Genomic DNA, 18,095 nt, shown 5'->3' with positions numbered 1-18,095 from the left:
TTCATAATTTAGTATTGAAATGAGTTAAAATTTGAATAGAGACCGCCAAGTATCTATTCGATTACTTAATTCGAAACGGGAGGTTCTGCAAAACCTTCCGTTTTTATTTACATTTAGGTATCATTTAGTCATTACCACAATGGTATTATTATTAATTTCAAATTTCGCATTTGATGTTTCCTGAATTAGATACAACAGTCTTCTAACATCGGTATATCTTTCGATATCACCAGAAAAGCGGTAATCCTTACACTCCTCATTCATATAGAATATTTTTACATTATACCACCTTTCCAAACGATACATGATTTCCTCCAAACTTTGATTTTCGAACACGAAGTCACCATCTTTCCATGCAATATATGGGCGAACATTTACTTGCTTTACCTCAACTTTACCGGTTTTCGAATTGGCCAAACCTAACTCTCCGGGATTTAATTTGGTTTCCACATCATTATTCCCAGCTTTTAGCCCAACCGATCCTTCTACCAAAATTGTCTTTATCTCATCCTGATTATAAGCACTCACACAAAATTCAGTCCCGTACACTTTCACCTGCTGATTGTAGGAGGTCACAATAAAGGCTTTTTCTTTATCTGGAGCTACATCAAAATAGGCTTCCCCTTTCAAATAAACCTGTCTTTTTTTTCCAGTGAAATTGATAGGAAATCTCAACTCCGAATCTGCATTTAGCCAAACAAAAGTTCCATCAGCCAATTTCACATTCATCTCGTTACCACGAGCAGTTTTCAGCGTATTGTAGATTAGTTTAGTGCTTTTTGTGTTACTTTTAGAATATTCTAAACCCGTTTTAGAATCTAACTGAATCACCGAACCATCCTTTTCTTTGATCTCTTGGTCTTGATCTTCTATATCAAAACTGTTCCCATTTGATAAGATCAACTGCGCTCCTTTTTTACCTGGTTGAATTGGTGCAGTAGAAGCTACCAATTCTTTATTGGATTGGTATTGGTTCCAAAGGTATGGAACAGACAAGCTTAAAACCAGAATAACACCAGCCGCTATAGCAACCCAAGAAATGAAACGCACACGAGAATTAATCCTATTCTCAAATTTCTTCAGTTCATATTTTGTATCAATTTGCTTGGATTTTAAACTCCAGCGAAGGAAAAGAGAATCTTTAAGAATCTTCTCATAGGTTTTCCTGTTCATATCAGAGGTATTGATCCATGCTTGCATGGATTTTCTATCAACATTACTGAGTTCACCCGAGATGTAATCTACAATTTCCTGATATTTTTGATCGGTAATATTCATCTGCTTTCCTGTAAAATAAGTGCACTTTCAGTACAAGTACAGGAAAAGAACTAAAATGGTTGACAAGAATTTCTATTTTTTTGAAAAAAAGTACAAAAGAAAGAAGTCTCCAAGCTTTTCAGAATTAGCTCTAAGTGTTTTAAGGGAACGTACTAAATGTGTTTTTACTGTTTGGAGAGATACATTCAGCTCATCGGCAGCTTCTTGATACTTCATTCCTTTTAGGTAAACACATTTTACAACCTCTTTGCCTTTTTGCGGTAGTTTTTCGACTTCTTCCAGAATCTGGGCTACAATTTCTTCCTTATTGGATTCGAACTCATCGTAGATCTTATCGAAACTTTCAATTTCATCGGCATGCTTTAATACATCAACTTTTTTAAGTTTGTTAAAACAAGCATTCTTTACGGATACATGTAAATAGGAAGATAATTTATCGGGCATCCAATTGTGGTAAGATTTTTTTCGCCATATATTCACAAAAAGTTCCTGCACCAAGTCTTTGGACTGATCCATATCATTTAAAAAAGTATCAGCCCAAACCACTAATGACTCAAAATATTTCTTAAACAATAGATTCATTCCTTGTTTGTTATCCTTCGATAACAGATAGCATATATACTGATCGGTGATTCTCATAACAAGTTAGAGCCCCAAAGCTTGTAATTATTTTTGTTTTCTGCAAACACTACATTAACCACAAAGAACATAAAGAAAGATCCCAAGGCATAAATCCAGTTATACAAGTTTATTATGAAACAAGTATGATTAAAATTATTATTAAGCCTTTGCGCTAATGATTTTCTTGATCTTTCGACTTCTTTCTTACAAAGGAAAAAATTATAAGAACCTTGAAGTAAGCGCTAACTTTTGCTTCTACCCAAGATTTTTCAGACTAAAAAAAAGAGCAGTCGAACTAAATACGACTGCTCTTATTGCGCCAACTAACTAATCAATTTACAATTATTGAACCCTCAACTTACATGAGATCGTAAACCAACTATAATTACAAATCTTCTATGGGCATAACTGCCAATACAAAGCTGTATCACTAAATCTTCTCCTAAAGATTTTTTTCATCTCCTCTTTATGTCGATTATTAAATGATTTATATTCTTTTTGAACTATTGCCATTACAATCGGCGAATTTGGATTTGCTCGTACAGTCTTTACAATAGACATGCGGCGGCGTGAGAAAGCTTTTTTTATGTCTTTCCTGTAATCAAACATGGTAAATTCATCATCTTGCGATAATTTTTCTCCATTTTTAATCTGCTCATTTTTTTGCTTTACCCATTGCATTTTTTCTCTTACAGGGATGATGTATGCCGAATCTAATCGGTGATAATAAGCTTGATACTCCTTAGCCAAATCATCTTTATACACAAGCGGTTCTTTTATCTCATTCAAATTACCAGTTACCGAATAGCTTCCATACTTTCCTATCCATACATCAAATTCGCAATCTTCGCTAACAAACATGGTTAATCTAACAGGTGGTTTAATATCATTCGAGCGAAACTCAAATTCCCCATCTACTACCTGAATGGTATCAATGCATTTTTCTCTAATTTTTTTATTGGTTTTCATTTTTACCAATAACGTACCATCCTCTAAACCTTCTAATTCTCCCTTTAGCTTTATTGACTCTTGATTACAGGCAAATAAAAACAAACTTGCGATCAATAAATACATTATTTTTTTCATTCTAACTTTATTTAAGCAATTTAGGTGTTTATAAAAAATTAATTGGTTTTGTGTGCTTTTTAAGCACCTACCACAATAAGGACGTTCTATTTTAAAATAGGGTGAATTGTTTTTGATTAATTTTTTATTGAAGTATGAAATTCATGATATCAAAGGTTATCCTGTTTTATATGAACAGCAATCAATTGTATGCTTTTAGCTTGAATACAAATCAAAATGAGTGGTTAACAATCAATCTGAAATCATATCGGGATTCACTTATGAAACGAGCATGATTAAAATAATTATAAGAGACGCATGGTAATGATAGGCTTTGATCTTGTGGCTTCCATCTGACAAATGCAATCTAATTGTAAACAGATCAAAATAAGAATTGAATTGTTTTAAGACTTATTTCATGGTAATACTGATATTATTCCCAATCCAGAATTATTTTTCCACAATCTCCTTTTTCCATGATTTCGAAAGCTTTCTGGAATTCATCAGCTTTAAAGCGGTGAGTAATCATTGGTGCAAGATCCAAGCCACTCATTAGCATCTGTTCCATTTGATACCATGTTTCATACATTTCGCGACCGTATATCCCTTTTAGCTGAAGACTTTTAAAAATAATATCGTTCCAGTTTACAGTAGTTTGAGACGGTAAGATACCAAGTAATGAGATTTTACCCGAATTGTACATGTGTCCAACCATATCATTAAAAGCTGCCGGAGCTCCCGAACATTCCAACCCAATATCAAAACCTATCATTCCCAAGTCTTTAATTACATCATCAAGCTTTTCTTCCATAGGATTGATTACGCGATCAGCTCCCATTTTTTTAGCTAACTCGATTCTGAAAGGATTGGTTTCTGTTGCAACAACATATCGAGCGCCTGCAAATTTGGCAACGGCTACACACATGCTACCAATTAGACCTGCACCTGTTACCAACACATCTTCGCCAATTAAAGGGAAAGAAAGAGCAGTGTGCGTTGCATTCCCGAAAGGATCCATAATTGCCAACATCTCATCTGAAATTTTATCACTCATTTTCATTAGATTCGATGCTGGAATTGCAGCATATTCAGCAAATATTCCATCAATATTTACTCCAATACCTACCGTATTCTCACAAACATGCTTACGCCCACGACGACAGTTACGACAATGTCCACAAGCAATGTGTCCTTCGCCAGTTACACGATCTCCAATTTCGAAACCGGTAACTCCAGCACCTACTTTTGCAACTTCTCCAACATATTCATGTCCGATAATCATTCCTGGTTTAATAGTATTCTGCGACCACTCATCCCATTTATAGATATGCAAGTCGGTACCACAAATTGCCGTTTTTTTGATCTTTACAAGAACGTCGTTTACTCCTAATTCAGGAATATCTACTTCTTCCATCCAGATTCCTTTTTCAGGCTTGGATTTAACAAGTGCTTTCATTTTTACCATAATTTTGTATGTGTTTGTTAGTTTTAGTTGAATATCTACTCTGGTTATTTAATGATTCATCCTGTATATCACCATAAAAACCTCACACAAAGTAAAAAAACTTGTCCTTAAATTCAAGTTCCTTGGTATTCATTAAGTAAATAAAGCTGGATGAATTCAACAAGGCTCCAACAAGTAGCTGTAATTATGGCAAAACACTACAAACACAAGCAATAATTACTTCAAAGATTCAATTTTAAAATAATTAACACCACAATTATTGCCAGACTTCTGTTTTCCTGCTCTCTTAATTCTATCAATAGCAATATCACTTATTGACGAATAGCCCAATTGATAGGCAGTAGATTTGACTGAGAGTTCTTCATTGTTTTGCACACAAATGAAGCTTCTGTTTGAACTGCTAGCTTTGTTCATTTTAAATATGGCATGAGCAGTAGAAGCCGAGCCTGCAAAAATATCCAAAACAATATCTTCATTTCCTGTAAACTGATCGAATAACTTTATTAACAGGTCGGTTGGTTTGGGGTGTTTAAAAGGAATTCCCTCGGGATACAAGACCTTTAACTCTTTGGTTCCTTTCATGCCTGGTATATCCGAAATAATAGACGAAATTGGTTTTCTTTCACTTTTCAATTCGCTTTTATATTTTTTTAGAATAAAGCGCTTCCCTTTTTCTTTTGGAAAAACTAATTTCCCGGATTTAGTCCACTCTTCGACTCTGCTTTCCGAGAATGCCCAATATCTTCCATTAGGCGGCAAGTACTTCTCATTTGTAAATGGATTGATAATTGGAAAGCGAGATTTCTTATTTCCACTTGCTGCGGTTGGATTATCCGGAATCCAATTGCCATTAGCATCATCATCAGGATTAGAATAATTAGAGAAATCCTTTTCTTCTCCCTTACAAACTACCTTCGATTTATTCCGTGCATAAATCAGAATGTATTCGTGAACAGATGAAAATAAATGCAAAGAATCATTTGTGATACTTCTGTTCTCCCAAACAAAGCAACCCACAAAATTTTCTTCTCCGTACACTTCGTTGCAAATCAATTGCAAGTTGGCTTTCTCCAATTCATTAATTGAAATTAGAACTACTCCATCCGCAGTTAAAAGATCTTTGCACAAAATTAAGCGAGGAAAAATCATATTCAGCCATTGAGTATGAATTTCTCCACTTTTTATTCGATGTTGTTTGAACTGATTAACTCTACCTATGCTCGAATAATTTAAATACTCAAGGTAATCATCTGATGCCAAATGGAAATTATCGCTATAAGCAAAGTTCTTTCCTGTATTGTATGGAGGATCTACATAGATGAATTTAATCTTCTCCTGATAATTCTTCCTCAACAATTTTAGAGCATCAAGATTATCTCCTTCTATAAAAAGATTATCTGATTGATTGGGTAAAATCGATTTATCCTCAACAAATTTCAACTCCGCCTCACAATCCTTTTGGCTTGCCTCAAGAGCCTGCTTTTTATCGAACCATGAAAGTTCGTAATTTAATTGATCGATAAAATTAGAATCGCCCACAAACTCCTTCAACTTTTGAATATCCAATAAATCACCCTCGAAAACATGAGGCAAAAGTTCTTTCAACTCACGGAAGTGCTTATGCTTTTTATAGAAATTTAAAAGTGATAATTTTCGGGTCATGTGTATGGTCTGCAATAAATAAACATCACAAACCTAACACATTTATTGCTTTTGAGAAAATCTGATTCGGAGGGAATCTTAACACTCCTCGGCCACTAATAACTTTTCATATAAATAATCATCATTACCCGAAATACGAACAGTGTATGCATCTTGCGGCAAATTGCCTGGCAATGCTTCTTCATTGAATCTATTTAATGAATCGATGCTAAGATAAACAATATCTCCAGCCAGGTTGATGACTTCGATTCTGTACATTCCTTCTTTACTTGCTTTCATGATTTTGATTTGTGGATTTTTGTTGACGCTAAAGTAAGAAAGGCATTTTTAGAAAGCATTTCACTTAGGTTAATTTAAACTCATTAAATTGTTACACCGATTTGTTTATAAATGGCAATACCATTATTACATGTATTACAAGCAAAGTAGAACAGCGGTGATCAATTTAGGCCAAAATAGCTTTTTACTGATAACGGTTTACAGATAATTAATAACTGCCAATTGTTGTTAACTTTGCGGCATGCAAATAAAAACTGAAGATATATTAACGAAACTTGGCATTCTGGAATTAAATGAGATGCAAAATGTTTGTGCCAAATCATGGAAGAAGTCTAATGATTTGATTCTTTTATCGCCGACTGGTTCTGGTAAAACACTAGCTTTTCTTTTGCCCTTACTAGAAGAGTTAGATGCAGAACAGAACGGTGTTCAGGCTCTTGTTCTATCGCCAGCCCGAGAGTTATCTCTTCAAATTGAATCGGTGTTTAAAGCAATGGGAACCTCATATAAGGTGAATTGCTGCTATGGCGGTCATTCGATGCGAATTGAAAAGAACAATTTGCAAAACCCGCCATCTGTTTTAATCGGCACGCCGGGACGAATTTCCGATCATATCCGAAGAGAAAACTTTGATTGCTCCGACATTAAGTTTCTTGTTCTGGATGAATTTGATAAAGCTCTTGAATTGGGCTTTCAGAAGGAAATGTCAGAGGTAATTAAATCCCTGCCAAAGGGAGTAAAAAAGGTGTTAACATCGGCAACACATGGAATTGAAATTCCTGAATTTGCCAAAATGAATTCTCCAATGGAAATCAACTTCCTGCCAAAGCAAAAATCAATTGCTCTTACTCAAAGAAAGGTAATTGCCAATGAAAAGGACAAGCTAGATGCGTTGCTCAGATTGATTTCTACACTTGGTAATCAGCCTTGCTTGGTATTCTGTAATCACAGAGATGCAGTAGAGCGTATCGCTGATTTGCTAAAAGAACAAGATATCCGTTGTGATATTTTTCATGGAGGTTTGGAACAAGCGGATAGAGAACGTGCATTAATTAAATTCAGAAATGGAAGCAATTATTTACTGATTACCACGGACCTGGCATCTCGTGGGCTTGATATACCCGAAATTCAAAATGTTATTCATTATCAACTGCCAAAAGTTGAAGACTCGTTTGTTCACAGAAATGGCCGAACTGCCAGAATGCATGCGAAAGGGAATTCCTTTATTGTTCTTGCGCAAGAAGAGATAGTTCCAGGGTTTATTTCTGAAGACATTCCTGTTTTTTCTATCCATAAAGAGGTACAGATCCCTAATCCTCCCGATTGGGAAACCCTGTATATAGGTTTGGGAAAGAAGGAAAAAATCAATAAAATTGATTTGGTTGGATTTTTTTTCAAGAAAGGAAATCTGCAAAAAGATGAACTGGGAAAAATTGATGTATTGGATCACACCTCTTTTGTGGCTGTTAAAAGAGGATTGGGTAAAAAATTGGTAAACAAGCTTAATCACGAAAGAATCAAGAAAAAGAAATTGAAACTTCTATTATCAAGATAGTTTTGAGTACAATTCGTTAAAGATTTAGGTATTCAGCCTTACTTCATAAAATAGCCGAAAGCAGTTAAAGCTCAATAATTATTTCACCTGTCGACCATTTGTCTTCTTTATTTTATTCCCCGAATAGATTATCCAGAAATCTTGAAAATGAACTTTTAGATTTTCTTTCGGGAGGATAATTGCCTTTTTCAGAAATCATATTATATATTTGACCCCAATCGGGTAATCCTCCTATGTTCCTGTCGTCGATGTATAAATCGGCATATATTTTTCTACTGATACTTTCATCAAATTCTTCTTCGGGATAATTCTTATTTACAGCATAAAACTCCAATCCTTTGTTTTCACAAAAATCAACAGCCTCATCTAACAGTTCGCCTGTACGATATGTCCATAAAATAAGTTGATGCCCTTCTTTCTGCAATTCTAATAAGCTTTGAATGGCAAAAGGTATCTCGCCACCAATCTGAGGATATTTATGTTGAACAATAGTTCCGTCAAAATCAACTGCAATAATCATAAATCTTAAATTAATTTGAAATTTAGCAGCATTAAAATTATATAATTATTCCAAGCTTTCGATACTTAATGAAAAGAAAAAAGGTTCGAAAAATATTCGAACCTCATTTTATCAATTGTTGCTAACTTTTTCCCAAAGCCTTCGAACAATTCCAGACGAAGGTTCCTCATAATAATAACCCTCTCCATTTGAATAACTACCATAAATTCCATTTGAGGTAACATCATTTAATACCAGAGAAACATTACTTAAAGAATTTCGCTCAGCAATTTGGTTCACATAGTTAATTTGCTCTTTGTGGCTAAATCCTTGTCGTAATATGAATAAATTAGCATCGGCTAGCTTCCCGGTAATAAATCCATCTGTTACCATAGAAATTGGTGCATTGTCGATAAACACGTAATCGAACTTCCCTTTCACTGCATTCAAAAACATTTCTAACCTACCATTCTCGAGCAATTCGGCTGGATTTGGAGGAACAGGTCCGGATGTAACGCAATACAAATTCTTGATATTCGTATTTTGCACCACCTCTTGCCATTTGTTGTATCGAATTAAATATGTGCTTAACCCAACCTTGTTCTCTAAATTGAACATACTCTCAATCTTTGGTTTTCTCATATCAGCGCCAATCAACAAAACCTTTTTGTTATTCATGGCAACAATGCTAGCCAAATTAACCGCAGTAAATGATTTTCCTTCAGATGGAATGGTTGAATGAATTCCTATAATGTTTGTTTGATTATCGGGCAATACGTAATTCAAATTGGTTCGAAGAGATCTGAATGACTCAGAAATTGAAGATCGAGGTTGATGAAAAACAGGCAAACTATTTGAATATCTGTTATGCGCTATGGTACCCAGTATTGGCAATCTGGTTTTCTTAACGAGCTCTTCCTTACTCTGAATGTTATCGTTAAAAAACTCTTTTAGAATGATCACCAAAAATGGCAAGCCCAAACCTAAAATCAAGCCTATTAGTAAATTAATGGCAAGTTTTGGTTTGATTTTAATTATTGTAGCCAATCTGGCAGGATCGATAATCTGCGCATCGGAAACATTGGAAGCCTTGGCTATGGCTGCCTCTGCTCTTTTCTTTAGTAGAAACGTATACAACTCATTGTTCAAGTCAAAATTACGTTTCATGTTAATAAACTTCTGTTCGTTTTTAGGCATACGCGACAACTGATCACGAACCTTGGTCATTCTTTCATTTAAACTGGTAACTTCGATTTGTGAATTGGATACCAGCGATTTTAAATTTCCTTCCAAACTTTCTCGAATCACATCAATCTCTCTGTTTAGAACTAGCAAGCTTGGATTCTTGGCTTGCACGCTATAGGAGAGCACCTCTCTTTTGCCGTAAAGATCGGTAAGTTTTGTAACCAATGCATCAAGTGTTGGATTGGTGATTCCGGCAACAGAAGGAGCAACCACCTGTTTCATCTGATTGGCATCACCCAAATTTGTAAGTAGTTTATTGTAGTATTCCAATAAAATCTGAGCCTGTGAAAGTTTACTTTCCAGCTCTTGCTTTTTGGCTACAACAACACCAGCCTCTTGTCCTAAATCAACAATTCGGTTTCTTGATCTGAAATTGGTAAAACTGGTACCTGCCAATTGCAAGGAATCCACAATACCTTCCAATCGTGAATCGATAAATCGAACCGTATTCTCCGACTTTTTGTTTTTCTCAATCAGCCTAAATTGCAAATATTCCCAATTCAACTCATTTAAAAAATCAACACCACGAGCGGGTTCTGTATCATCAATTCGCAAGTGGATTAACTCCGCTTTTTTTTCGGCAACCGAAATTACCATACTCTCCATGTACTCAAGCGTAAGTTTATCCAGATCATTAATTACAAAATAATATTTGTCTTCCTTATCTACTTTATCGCCTATGGTATTTATCGTAAAGTTGAAGTATTTGTTTTTAAAAGGTTGAGTAAACAACCCCTCTTTTTCGAATTTCACCTTCACTTTTTCCCCATTGTACTCGGTCTCGCCATCTACTTTTATTTTGTAAGAATACTTATCCATCTGCTTGATGAATACCGGCAGGTTTGTAAGATTTGTACCTTCATGTTGTATCAGCTCAAAGGGTTCTTTTCGATACAATCCCTTATCTGCAAAAAAGTTCTTTTTATACCAGGATTGATGCCAGGCCAAGCCCTCCATCGCTTTTCGGTTAATCGTAAAAGATTTTAATATTTCAACATGGTTTTGAATATTGGCTTTATCGCGAAGTTGATTGCCTTCGAACATTTGTTTTGCATTTGTTTCATTAGGATCAACATGCACCAACAGGGTACTTCTCATCATATATACCGGAGCAGAATATTTGCTTACGAAATAAGCAATGCAAATTCCCAAACCTCCACAGATTAAAAAAATTTTCCACTTTGATAAAATCCGATAGAGGAAATCTTTAACGTCAGGACCATCTTTGCTATCAAAGTAATCCATCACTTCATCAACGTATTTCATAACAGTTCTATCTTAATTGGAAATAATTAAACTTGTAATGAGTACAGCTGTTGAAACTGTTGAGAGCAAAAGGCTGTACACACTTGAATTCATTTCGGTGTTTTTAATTTTATGAGGTTCAACATATACAACATCATTGGGTTGAAGGAAGAATGCTTCGGATTTTAAAAAGTTCTTATTCGACAAATCAATTCTGTAAGTCTTACTCTCTTTATCGTTGGTACGAATCACCAAAACTCTGTTGATTCTGGCATGATCGGTAATACCGTTTGCCATACTTAATGCTTCTAAAATGCTAAAACGGCTGCTGTAATTATAGTAAACTCCGGGAGTTGTTACTTCTCCCATTACCGATACTCTAAAGTTTAAAAGCTTTACCGTAACACTTGCATCTTTCAAGTATTCGTCGGCGCGCTGTTGCACTTTAGCTTGTGCTTCGTTCTGACTTAATCCTGCCACTCCCACCTTGCCAAGGTTTGGCAAGGAAATATTACCATTCGAATCAACTTGGTAACCATTTAAATACTGATCGGGAAGTTGGCTGTAAAGATTCAAAGCTCCCTGCTGCCCTCCTACTGCTTGAGCAGGATTATACAACTTATTAATTTCTGGGTTTGTAGATTTAATGCTCACAAACAAATTGTCGTTTGTTTTGATAATATACTCAGGCACTTTGGTCACAAAATCAGGTGTCAACACTTCTGCTTCAACATCCTGCATGTATATCAGATCTTCATTTGATCGACAGGAAATCAACCCCATTACTATAACAAGGCTCATTAGGATAATCATTTTTCTATTCATGGTCTTGGTTTTTTAAGTGATTTATAATTTATGAATCGAAACATGAGGGATTCATCTGTTTATAATTTTTCATTTGTCAGATGTAAGCCACAAGATCAAAACAATCATTACCGCGTAGGTGTAGTAATTATTTAATCATGCTCGTTTTCATAACTGCAAGAAATTACTTCTTACATATGGTGCAGCGAGAATTATGAATAAGTTACAGGAGGTATTAATAATTCTCTGTGCTTACTGATAACTTTGTTTTTAATCATAACCTGACATTTACAACTTGTATAAAGTCAAAATATGACAGATGCTTAAAGTCATACCCTGACATTTGCAGCTTGCTTAGAGTCAGAGCATGACGGATGGGATGGTTATTGATTATTGTCCATCACCGGTGATTACCACTTTAATGGTGCTTAGGAATAACATGAAGTCTAATTTTAAGGACCAGGTATCTATATACACCATGTCTAGTTTCATCCATTCATCGAAGGGAATATTGTTTCGACCAGACACTTGCCAGATACAAGTAATACCTGGTTTCATACTTAATCTGCGCCTTTGCCATCGCTGGTACTGCTTCACTTCGGAAGGTATTGGCGGTCGCGGACCTACAATAGACATTTCTCCTTTGAGTACATTAAAGAACTGTGGCAATTCGTCAAGCGAAGTTTTACGAAGAAAACGGCCTATACGAGTTACTCTTGGATCATTCTTCATTTTGAAAACAGGTCCCGATTGTTCGTTCATTTTTTCAAGCTTTTCGCGCAATGCTTCGGCATTTTCAACCATTGTTCTAAACTTTAAACATTTAAAAAGTCGTCCGTTTAGCCCTACGCGTTCTTGCTTAAAGAAAATCGATCCGCCATCCTCAATTTTAATTGCAATGGCGATCCCAAGCAACACAGGCGAAATCAATAGAATAATTAGAAAAGAGAATACAAAGTCAAGTATCTCCTTCACTTTTAAGGCAAAATAATTCTTGGTATTATTCGAAAAAGTAAGAAAGGGAAGTTCTTTAAAGTATGTTAAATGAGAACGCATACTTACCACGCTCAAGAGCTCAGAATGTACCCTGAAGGTTACTCCTACTTCGGAACAGGCATAAATTAAAGCTCGTACCTCATCGTTGTTGAACTTTCCTTTGCAGTAAATAACCTCATCCACCACATTGGCATCGATGATTTCGTTCAACTGAAATTGCTCATTTACTATTTTCACTTGCGATGCATACTTGTTTTTGATGTTTTTTCCATCCGACATGATGGCCCATACTCTGTATCCCCAGTCGCTAACGAACAACATCCGGTCGATAAAACGCAGGTATGATTCATCATCAGCAACAATCAATACATTACGAGTATTGTAGCCTTTTCCTCTGATGTATTTAAAAATGTTATAAGTCGTCATTCTGTAACAGAACAACAAAATCAAATTTAAACAGGCAAAAAGTGCCAGAATCAGGAACGGAACCGTATCAGTTAAGAACAGGCTTCCCAAATGCAACAGGCCTGAGCTTATAAATACCATTGCAAAATATTCGGCAAAAAGTTCGGAGTAGGTCTTTACTCTTAACACTTTGTCGAGATTGAATTCCTTAATCAGAGTATACCATATCGCCATTATCATTAGATAAATAATATTGGTATCCTGCGCAGTAATATCAACAGGCCGCATAAATTTGTTTATTGCCCAGGCAACAAACCAGAAACAGCCTACAGATAAGGCCACCTGTATAACGGTGCTTATCCTTGCCAAGGTTTTTTCTCTTCCTTTAATCATGGTTGGTTTTATTTAAGGTTTTTAAGTGAATTTGATTCTGCTTGTTTATATTGCTTACTCCCTTGAATCCTGATCTGAAATGGAGCCAAGGAAGATGGTATTACCGAAACATCGTTTGTATCCTCTCCTTTAGTACGTAGTAAATAAACTTCGAATTGGTTACCAGGTATCGCTTCCACATTCTGCCAGGTTCCTGAAGGAATCGGTAAAACCATTCCAATCCTGAGTTTTGCATCCATTTGGGTGCTCGTTTTACTTTACCCGCAACTACGTCGAATGATCCGCCAACGCCCATAATAAATGGAACCTTCAACCGATCTTTATAGGTATTCAAAAAAATCTCTTTGGTAGGAGAACTAATGGCTACAAATAAAATATCAGCATGCGATTCGGCAATTTGATCAGCAATTCCTGACTCCTCCCCTTTATTAAAGTATCCGTTTCGGTAACCTGCAATGATATCATCGCCAAATACCGATTTGTATTTTCTAACAACTTCCGAAACCACCTCTTCTCTGCCTCCAAAAAAGAATATTCTATAATTTTTTTCTGAGGCCAGAATCACCAGCTTCTGCATTAAATCAACTCCGGCAACTCTCTCGGGTAGTGGCTTTCCTAATAATCCGGCTGCCCATACCACTGCCATTCCATCAGCATTGATAATATCGCTCTTTACAACCGATTGATACAATTCCTGGTCTTTTTGCATGTTTACGAGCTTGGCAGCATTAACAACAATGTGTTGTATGGGTTTTTTCTCGCAAATGGAATCATCGATTAAATCAATGGTTTCGCTCATGCTTAACACATCAACCGGCGAATTCATAATAGTAATTCGTTTTCTCATGTCACTGGATTTTTTGCTTGTTTTAAATAACAGCCGAAGCTTTGATTTTTTTTCTCAGCCGAATTGTTTCTGATTTGTAAGTAGATAATGCCAAAAACATCCAGGCTTGTGCCCAACGGATGTAAGGTATTTTGTTTTTGATTTTTTTGCCCGATCGGAAATAGAAAAACCCTTCACTGCTTTGCAGGTTTGATATGGTCCAACAAAGCACTCTTTCCACCACTTCCTGATTCTGCTGAAATGCTCCTAATTTACCAAGTGTAATGGGCAGTTGTGCCGGACAATGTATATCTATCGGGTAAACCGTATTGTTGTAATATTTTGGGATTCCTTCATCTGTAAAGAAATTGTTCAGGTAATATTCTAATCCTTTTTGTATTGCATCATTAAAAGTATCATCGCCAGTATACTTTTGGTAATCAGCCATAGCTTCCAAATTAAATCCTGTATGAAAATTATCAACCCATTGATGATAAGGAAGGGTTCCATATGCCCACGATCCATCTTCATTTTGATGGTTTACACTAAACTGAACCGATCGCTTGGCCTCTTCGGCTAAAATTTCCTCTTTGGTGATGGAATAAATCCTTGCCAAAGTTTTACTGCCCAACAAAGAGGCATTAAAAACACTGGTTTGATCTAATGGCGAATAGGAAAAGCAATAGTTGCCCTCCTTATTGTAGGTGCGATGCAAATCCTTCAAAATAAAATCTTTTGCGCTAATTGCTGTCTGCAATAATGCCTTGTCTTCAAGAATTTCGCATGCATCCAATAAAGCATTCACTACATAGGATGTTACCACTACCGATGGCGTTCCCTTAGGCTGAAAAAATGCTCTTGCCTGCCAATCAAAATTGTAGCCCCAGCATGCTCCAGACCATCCTGATGATTGCAATTCCAATATCTTTTTACTCAAAAAAAGAATCCGGGATCTTACCTCCTGTGTGCGATCAATGTGATAAAGCTTACAATAACCACTAAGAAATAAACCAAGACCTTTAGGATTATAAGCTTTTTTAATCCCTGCAAGACCCCGGAAATTTATTGGATTTCTTTTAAAGGCTTGTATCCATATCAACCTCATTAATCGACTCTTGTTAAAAAAAGGAATCGATTGAAAAAGTTTGGAGCTTAATCCATCATACGGATCCCAGCCTTTGTATTCTTGGCTTTCTATATATTCTCGAAGTTTTTCGAGGCTTTGTTCTATCATTTTTGCGAGTTTGTTTTTTTAATTCGTGCTATTACTTCACTAATGGTGCAAAATTTAATGCGATTTGAATTGGCTTTTTCAGACAGATAATCGATAGCGTGGGTGAAATAAAAATCTTTTGGATGCCCTACCAAAACAAAAGGGTGAAAGGAAACTTCAGAAGCTTTGCTGATTTTGATAGCTGACTCGAAGAATTCGTTCATTTTTGATTTCGAGAACAGGCAAAAATCCCAGGTTACTGCTTCCTTAGCCATTAAATGTTTTATACTTTCCCACTTCGATTTTTTTGCACTACTGTTTTTCAACTTTTCTATAGAGTTTGCTTTATTCTTTAAGGCCGATCGAACTCTTACCAAATCGTATTTTCTAATTCGTGTAATGTTTTTAGCAAACACTGGCAGCTCTAAAAAATCCGTCTTAGTATTGCTGGCAGCAAGCAAAGAATCATTTACAAACCAATAAGGAATCTCTTTTTTTACATGGGTGTAATCGTATTGCGACAAGCCGCTATCGACTTTGCCTCCATAGTAAACCGAACTATCGGCTACAAATCCGTTTTCTTTTAAAACCTTTAGCAATTGTTCCGATGGATCGATATTATATCCACCTGCACGCAATACATTGCATGTATAATTCGGATTAACGGGATGGAGAATGGATTCCAACTCCTCTTTTCCTTTTCGAATTAGTTCCCCTAATCCTATGCTAATATCCTCTGTGGCATTTTCCGGAACTTCGGGTAAACGCCAATACTTCATATTCAAAATCCATTCTCCATTTTTATATTGTGCATCAACCCATTGTGGATGGATATGCAATTGAACATCATGTCCTAACTGGTGAGCTATCCGAATTTGCTTGGCCATAGCTTCAGCAGGATTCTTATCATATCCCATCGTTTCGCCATTTTCAAATGTTTCCTTTATTTTCCAATACTCTACCACCTCGAAAAAAATGGTAAGTTTCATTTCATACTTGGCACAAATGGCAAGTAAATGGTTGGTAGGTTCAATAATGTGTTTGTATACATTACCTTTTCCCGAACCAAATAGCTCATAGTCGAGAGTCAAACAAAGCGTTGTCATTGTATTGTGTTACTTTTTGTTTTATATGATGTAGCAGATGTAAACTCCGATTGTTATATCGGTGTTACAATTCTGTGCTGAAGATTGATTATTCCAGTTTGAGGAGTTATCATTCGACGGGGAATGGTCATTCCGAAAAGGATTTTTGATTCATTATTATTGTTTTCTATATCATCCATAGCCTAACATTTGCAGCTTGCCAGGAATTGGACTATGATGATTATCTGATTGTTGTTGTCTGTTTTTCAGTCATACCCTGACATTTACAGCTTGCTTAGAGTTGGGGCATGGCGATCCTACCTCTTCATTTGGTAGAAGAATGGCAGCGGATCGCTGATGTCCCAAACATCAAAAGTTCGTGTGTTAAAATCGAAAAGCACTTTTAACATGTGTATTCCCTCGCTTGGATTCTTAAAAACCAATATTATATCGCGAAGCACATTCATCCACTTTACAGGATTTGGATTTTTATTGACCTCTTGTTTATGTCCCATGACATAAGCTATCAGATCAGGATATTTCTTTTTCATGATTTTAATAAATCCAAAAGGACGTGGATTCACCTCTAGCAAATAGATCTTTCCCTCTTTTACCTTAAATTCAACATCCAAAAAGCCGGTAAATTGTGTTTGATGCAGAATTGCTTCTGACTGTCGTTTAATTTCATTAGCATAAGTTCCATTATACTCCTCAACCACCGACGAAACTCCCGATCGAAAATGACGAACTTCGTTTACACAGATATCCAGCTTTACCTTCCCTTCCTGCACATATGCGCCATAGGAAAAATTGCATTTCAAATTAGCACCCAAAAAATCTTGAGCAATAAGCGATGTCTTTTCCTGTTCACCTAGAGCTTTAAGCAGAGCAATCATTTCTGCAACACTCCTAACCAATTGCGTTTTAAAGCTTGGCTTACTAAACAAATAGATATCTCTATCCCATTTTACAATTTGCGGGTAGTTGAGCTGATTCACCAGTTTCTGAATTTCTACATCAATCAATAAATGAGTGTTGGGAAACAATACCTTACCATTTTTTGCCAGCTTGTAAGTTTTGCTTTTTGTCATCAGCTGATCGATTGACGCCTTATGCTCTGGCATCACCCTAAAAAGTTGAAAAAAGCTTGGAAAATGATTCATCATAAAAGCCAGATAAAACCCACTGGCAACGTATGCCTTAAGTTTAGGATGAATATTTGCCAAAGCATTAAGTTCTAACACTAGTTGTTCTTCACTACAAATCACTTTTTTCTCGGCATATTTCGAGTGCATTGCAATTTCGTTTTTTCTGCCAATTACAATTACATGGTAATTTAAACGGCTAAACTCACGAACCAAAAACAAGGCCTGAGGTCCTGCTCCAACAATCAATATTTTTTCCTTCGATATTTTCATCTATTGTATTTTTTTCCATTTCCAAATGGAAGCCACAAGAT

The 18,095-nt window shown here is 36.0% G+C and carries 15 protein-coding genes; 1 reads left to right on the top strand and 14 read right to left on the bottom strand.

Annotation, left to right across the window (positions count from 1 at the left end; all coding sequences use genetic code 11):
- Positions 1–120 precede the first annotated feature (120 nt).
- From ACO05S_RS14920 to ACO05S_RS14895, 6 genes are all read right to left on the bottom strand, one after another.
- Entirely contained in the window at positions 121–1,278 is a 1,158-nt protein-coding gene (locus tag ACO05S_RS14920) for a FecR family protein (RefSeq protein ID WP_421918806.1), read from the bottom strand.
- Positions 1,279–1,350: 72 nt separating this feature from the next.
- Complete coding sequence (locus tag ACO05S_RS14915; RefSeq protein WP_421918805.1) at positions 1,351–1,917, bottom strand: sigma-70 family RNA polymerase sigma factor; 567 nt, start codon at positions 1,915–1,917, stop codon at positions 1,351–1,353.
- A 378-nt stretch (positions 1,918–2,295) separates the two neighbouring features.
- Positions 2,296–2,985: a DUF4369 domain-containing protein gene (locus ACO05S_RS14910; protein WP_421918804.1), complete on the bottom strand. Its 690-nt coding sequence runs from the start codon at positions 2,983–2,985 to the stop codon at positions 2,296–2,298.
- A gap of 412 nt (positions 2,986–3,397) precedes the next feature.
- Complete coding sequence (gene tdh, locus ACO05S_RS14905) at positions 3,398–4,420, bottom strand: L-threonine 3-dehydrogenase (RefSeq protein ID WP_421918803.1); 1,023 nt, start codon at positions 4,418–4,420, stop codon at positions 3,398–3,400.
- 225 nt (positions 4,421–4,645) lie between these two features.
- Positions 4,646–6,091: a site-specific DNA-methyltransferase gene (locus ACO05S_RS14900; protein ID WP_421918802.1), complete on the bottom strand. Its 1,446-nt coding sequence runs from the start codon at positions 6,089–6,091 to the stop codon at positions 4,646–4,648.
- Between the two features lie 78 nt (positions 6,092–6,169).
- Entirely contained in the window at positions 6,170–6,370 is a 201-nt protein-coding gene (locus ACO05S_RS14895; RefSeq protein ID WP_421918801.1) for a hypothetical protein, read from the bottom strand.
- A 241-nt stretch (positions 6,371–6,611) separates the two neighbouring features.
- On the opposite strand from ACO05S_RS14895, the gene ACO05S_RS14890 reads away from it, so the two are divergent.
- A complete protein-coding gene (locus ACO05S_RS14890) occupies positions 6,612–7,925 on the top strand; it encodes a DEAD/DEAH box helicase (protein ID WP_421918800.1) in 1,314 nt (437 codons plus the stop codon).
- A gap of 112 nt (positions 7,926–8,037) precedes the next feature.
- On the opposite strand, the gene ACO05S_RS14885 is transcribed toward ACO05S_RS14890, so the two are convergent.
- The 8 genes from ACO05S_RS14885 to ACO05S_RS14850 form a co-directional block, all read right to left on the bottom strand.
- Positions 8,038–8,445: a BT0820 family HAD-type phosphatase gene (locus tag ACO05S_RS14885; RefSeq protein WP_421918799.1), complete on the bottom strand. Its 408-nt coding sequence runs from the start codon at positions 8,443–8,445 to the stop codon at positions 8,038–8,040.
- Between the two features lie 111 nt (positions 8,446–8,556).
- Positions 8,557–10,935, bottom strand: a complete 2,379-nt coding sequence (locus tag ACO05S_RS14880; RefSeq protein ID WP_421918798.1) for a GumC family protein — start codon at positions 10,933–10,935, stop codon at positions 8,557–8,559.
- Positions 10,936–10,947: 12 nt separating this feature from the next.
- Positions 10,948–11,739 carry a polysaccharide biosynthesis/export family protein gene (locus ACO05S_RS14875; protein ID WP_421918797.1) on the bottom strand — a complete coding sequence of 264 codons (792 nt, stop codon included), beginning with the start codon at positions 11,737–11,739 and terminating at the stop codon, positions 10,948–10,950.
- Between the two features lie 369 nt (positions 11,740–12,108).
- Entirely contained in the window at positions 12,109–13,512 is a 1,404-nt protein-coding gene (locus ACO05S_RS14870) for a sugar transferase (RefSeq protein ID WP_421918796.1), read from the bottom strand.
- A gap of 100 nt (positions 13,513–13,612) precedes the next feature.
- Complete coding sequence (locus ACO05S_RS14865) at positions 13,613–14,359, bottom strand: WecB/TagA/CpsF family glycosyltransferase (protein WP_421918795.1); 747 nt, start codon at positions 14,357–14,359, stop codon at positions 13,613–13,615.
- A 22-nt stretch (positions 14,360–14,381) separates the two neighbouring features.
- A complete protein-coding gene (locus tag ACO05S_RS14860) occupies positions 14,382–15,572 on the bottom strand; it encodes a hypothetical protein (protein ID WP_421918794.1) in 1,191 nt (396 codons plus the stop codon).
- On the bottom strand, positions 15,569–16,657 hold the full coding sequence (locus tag ACO05S_RS14855) for a hypothetical protein (protein ID WP_421918793.1): 1,089 nt from the start codon (positions 16,655–16,657) through the stop codon (positions 15,569–15,571). The genes ACO05S_RS14860 and ACO05S_RS14855 overlap by 4 nt, the downstream gene beginning before the upstream one ends.
- Positions 16,658–16,953: 296 nt before the next feature.
- Positions 16,954–18,054 (bottom strand): hypothetical protein, encoded by a 1,101-nt coding sequence (locus tag ACO05S_RS14850; RefSeq protein ID WP_421918792.1) that lies wholly within the window; start codon positions 18,052–18,054, stop codon positions 16,954–16,956.
- Positions 18,055–18,095 lie beyond the last annotated feature (41 nt).

Origin of the sequence: Marinifilum sp. (assembly GCF_965230805.1) — a bacterium.
Lineage (GTDB): Bacteria > Bacteroidota > Bacteroidia > Bacteroidales > Marinifilaceae > Marinifilum.
The sequence above is the reverse complement of the archived record's forward strand: the minus strand, read 5'-3'. Positions and strand labels throughout refer to the sequence as shown.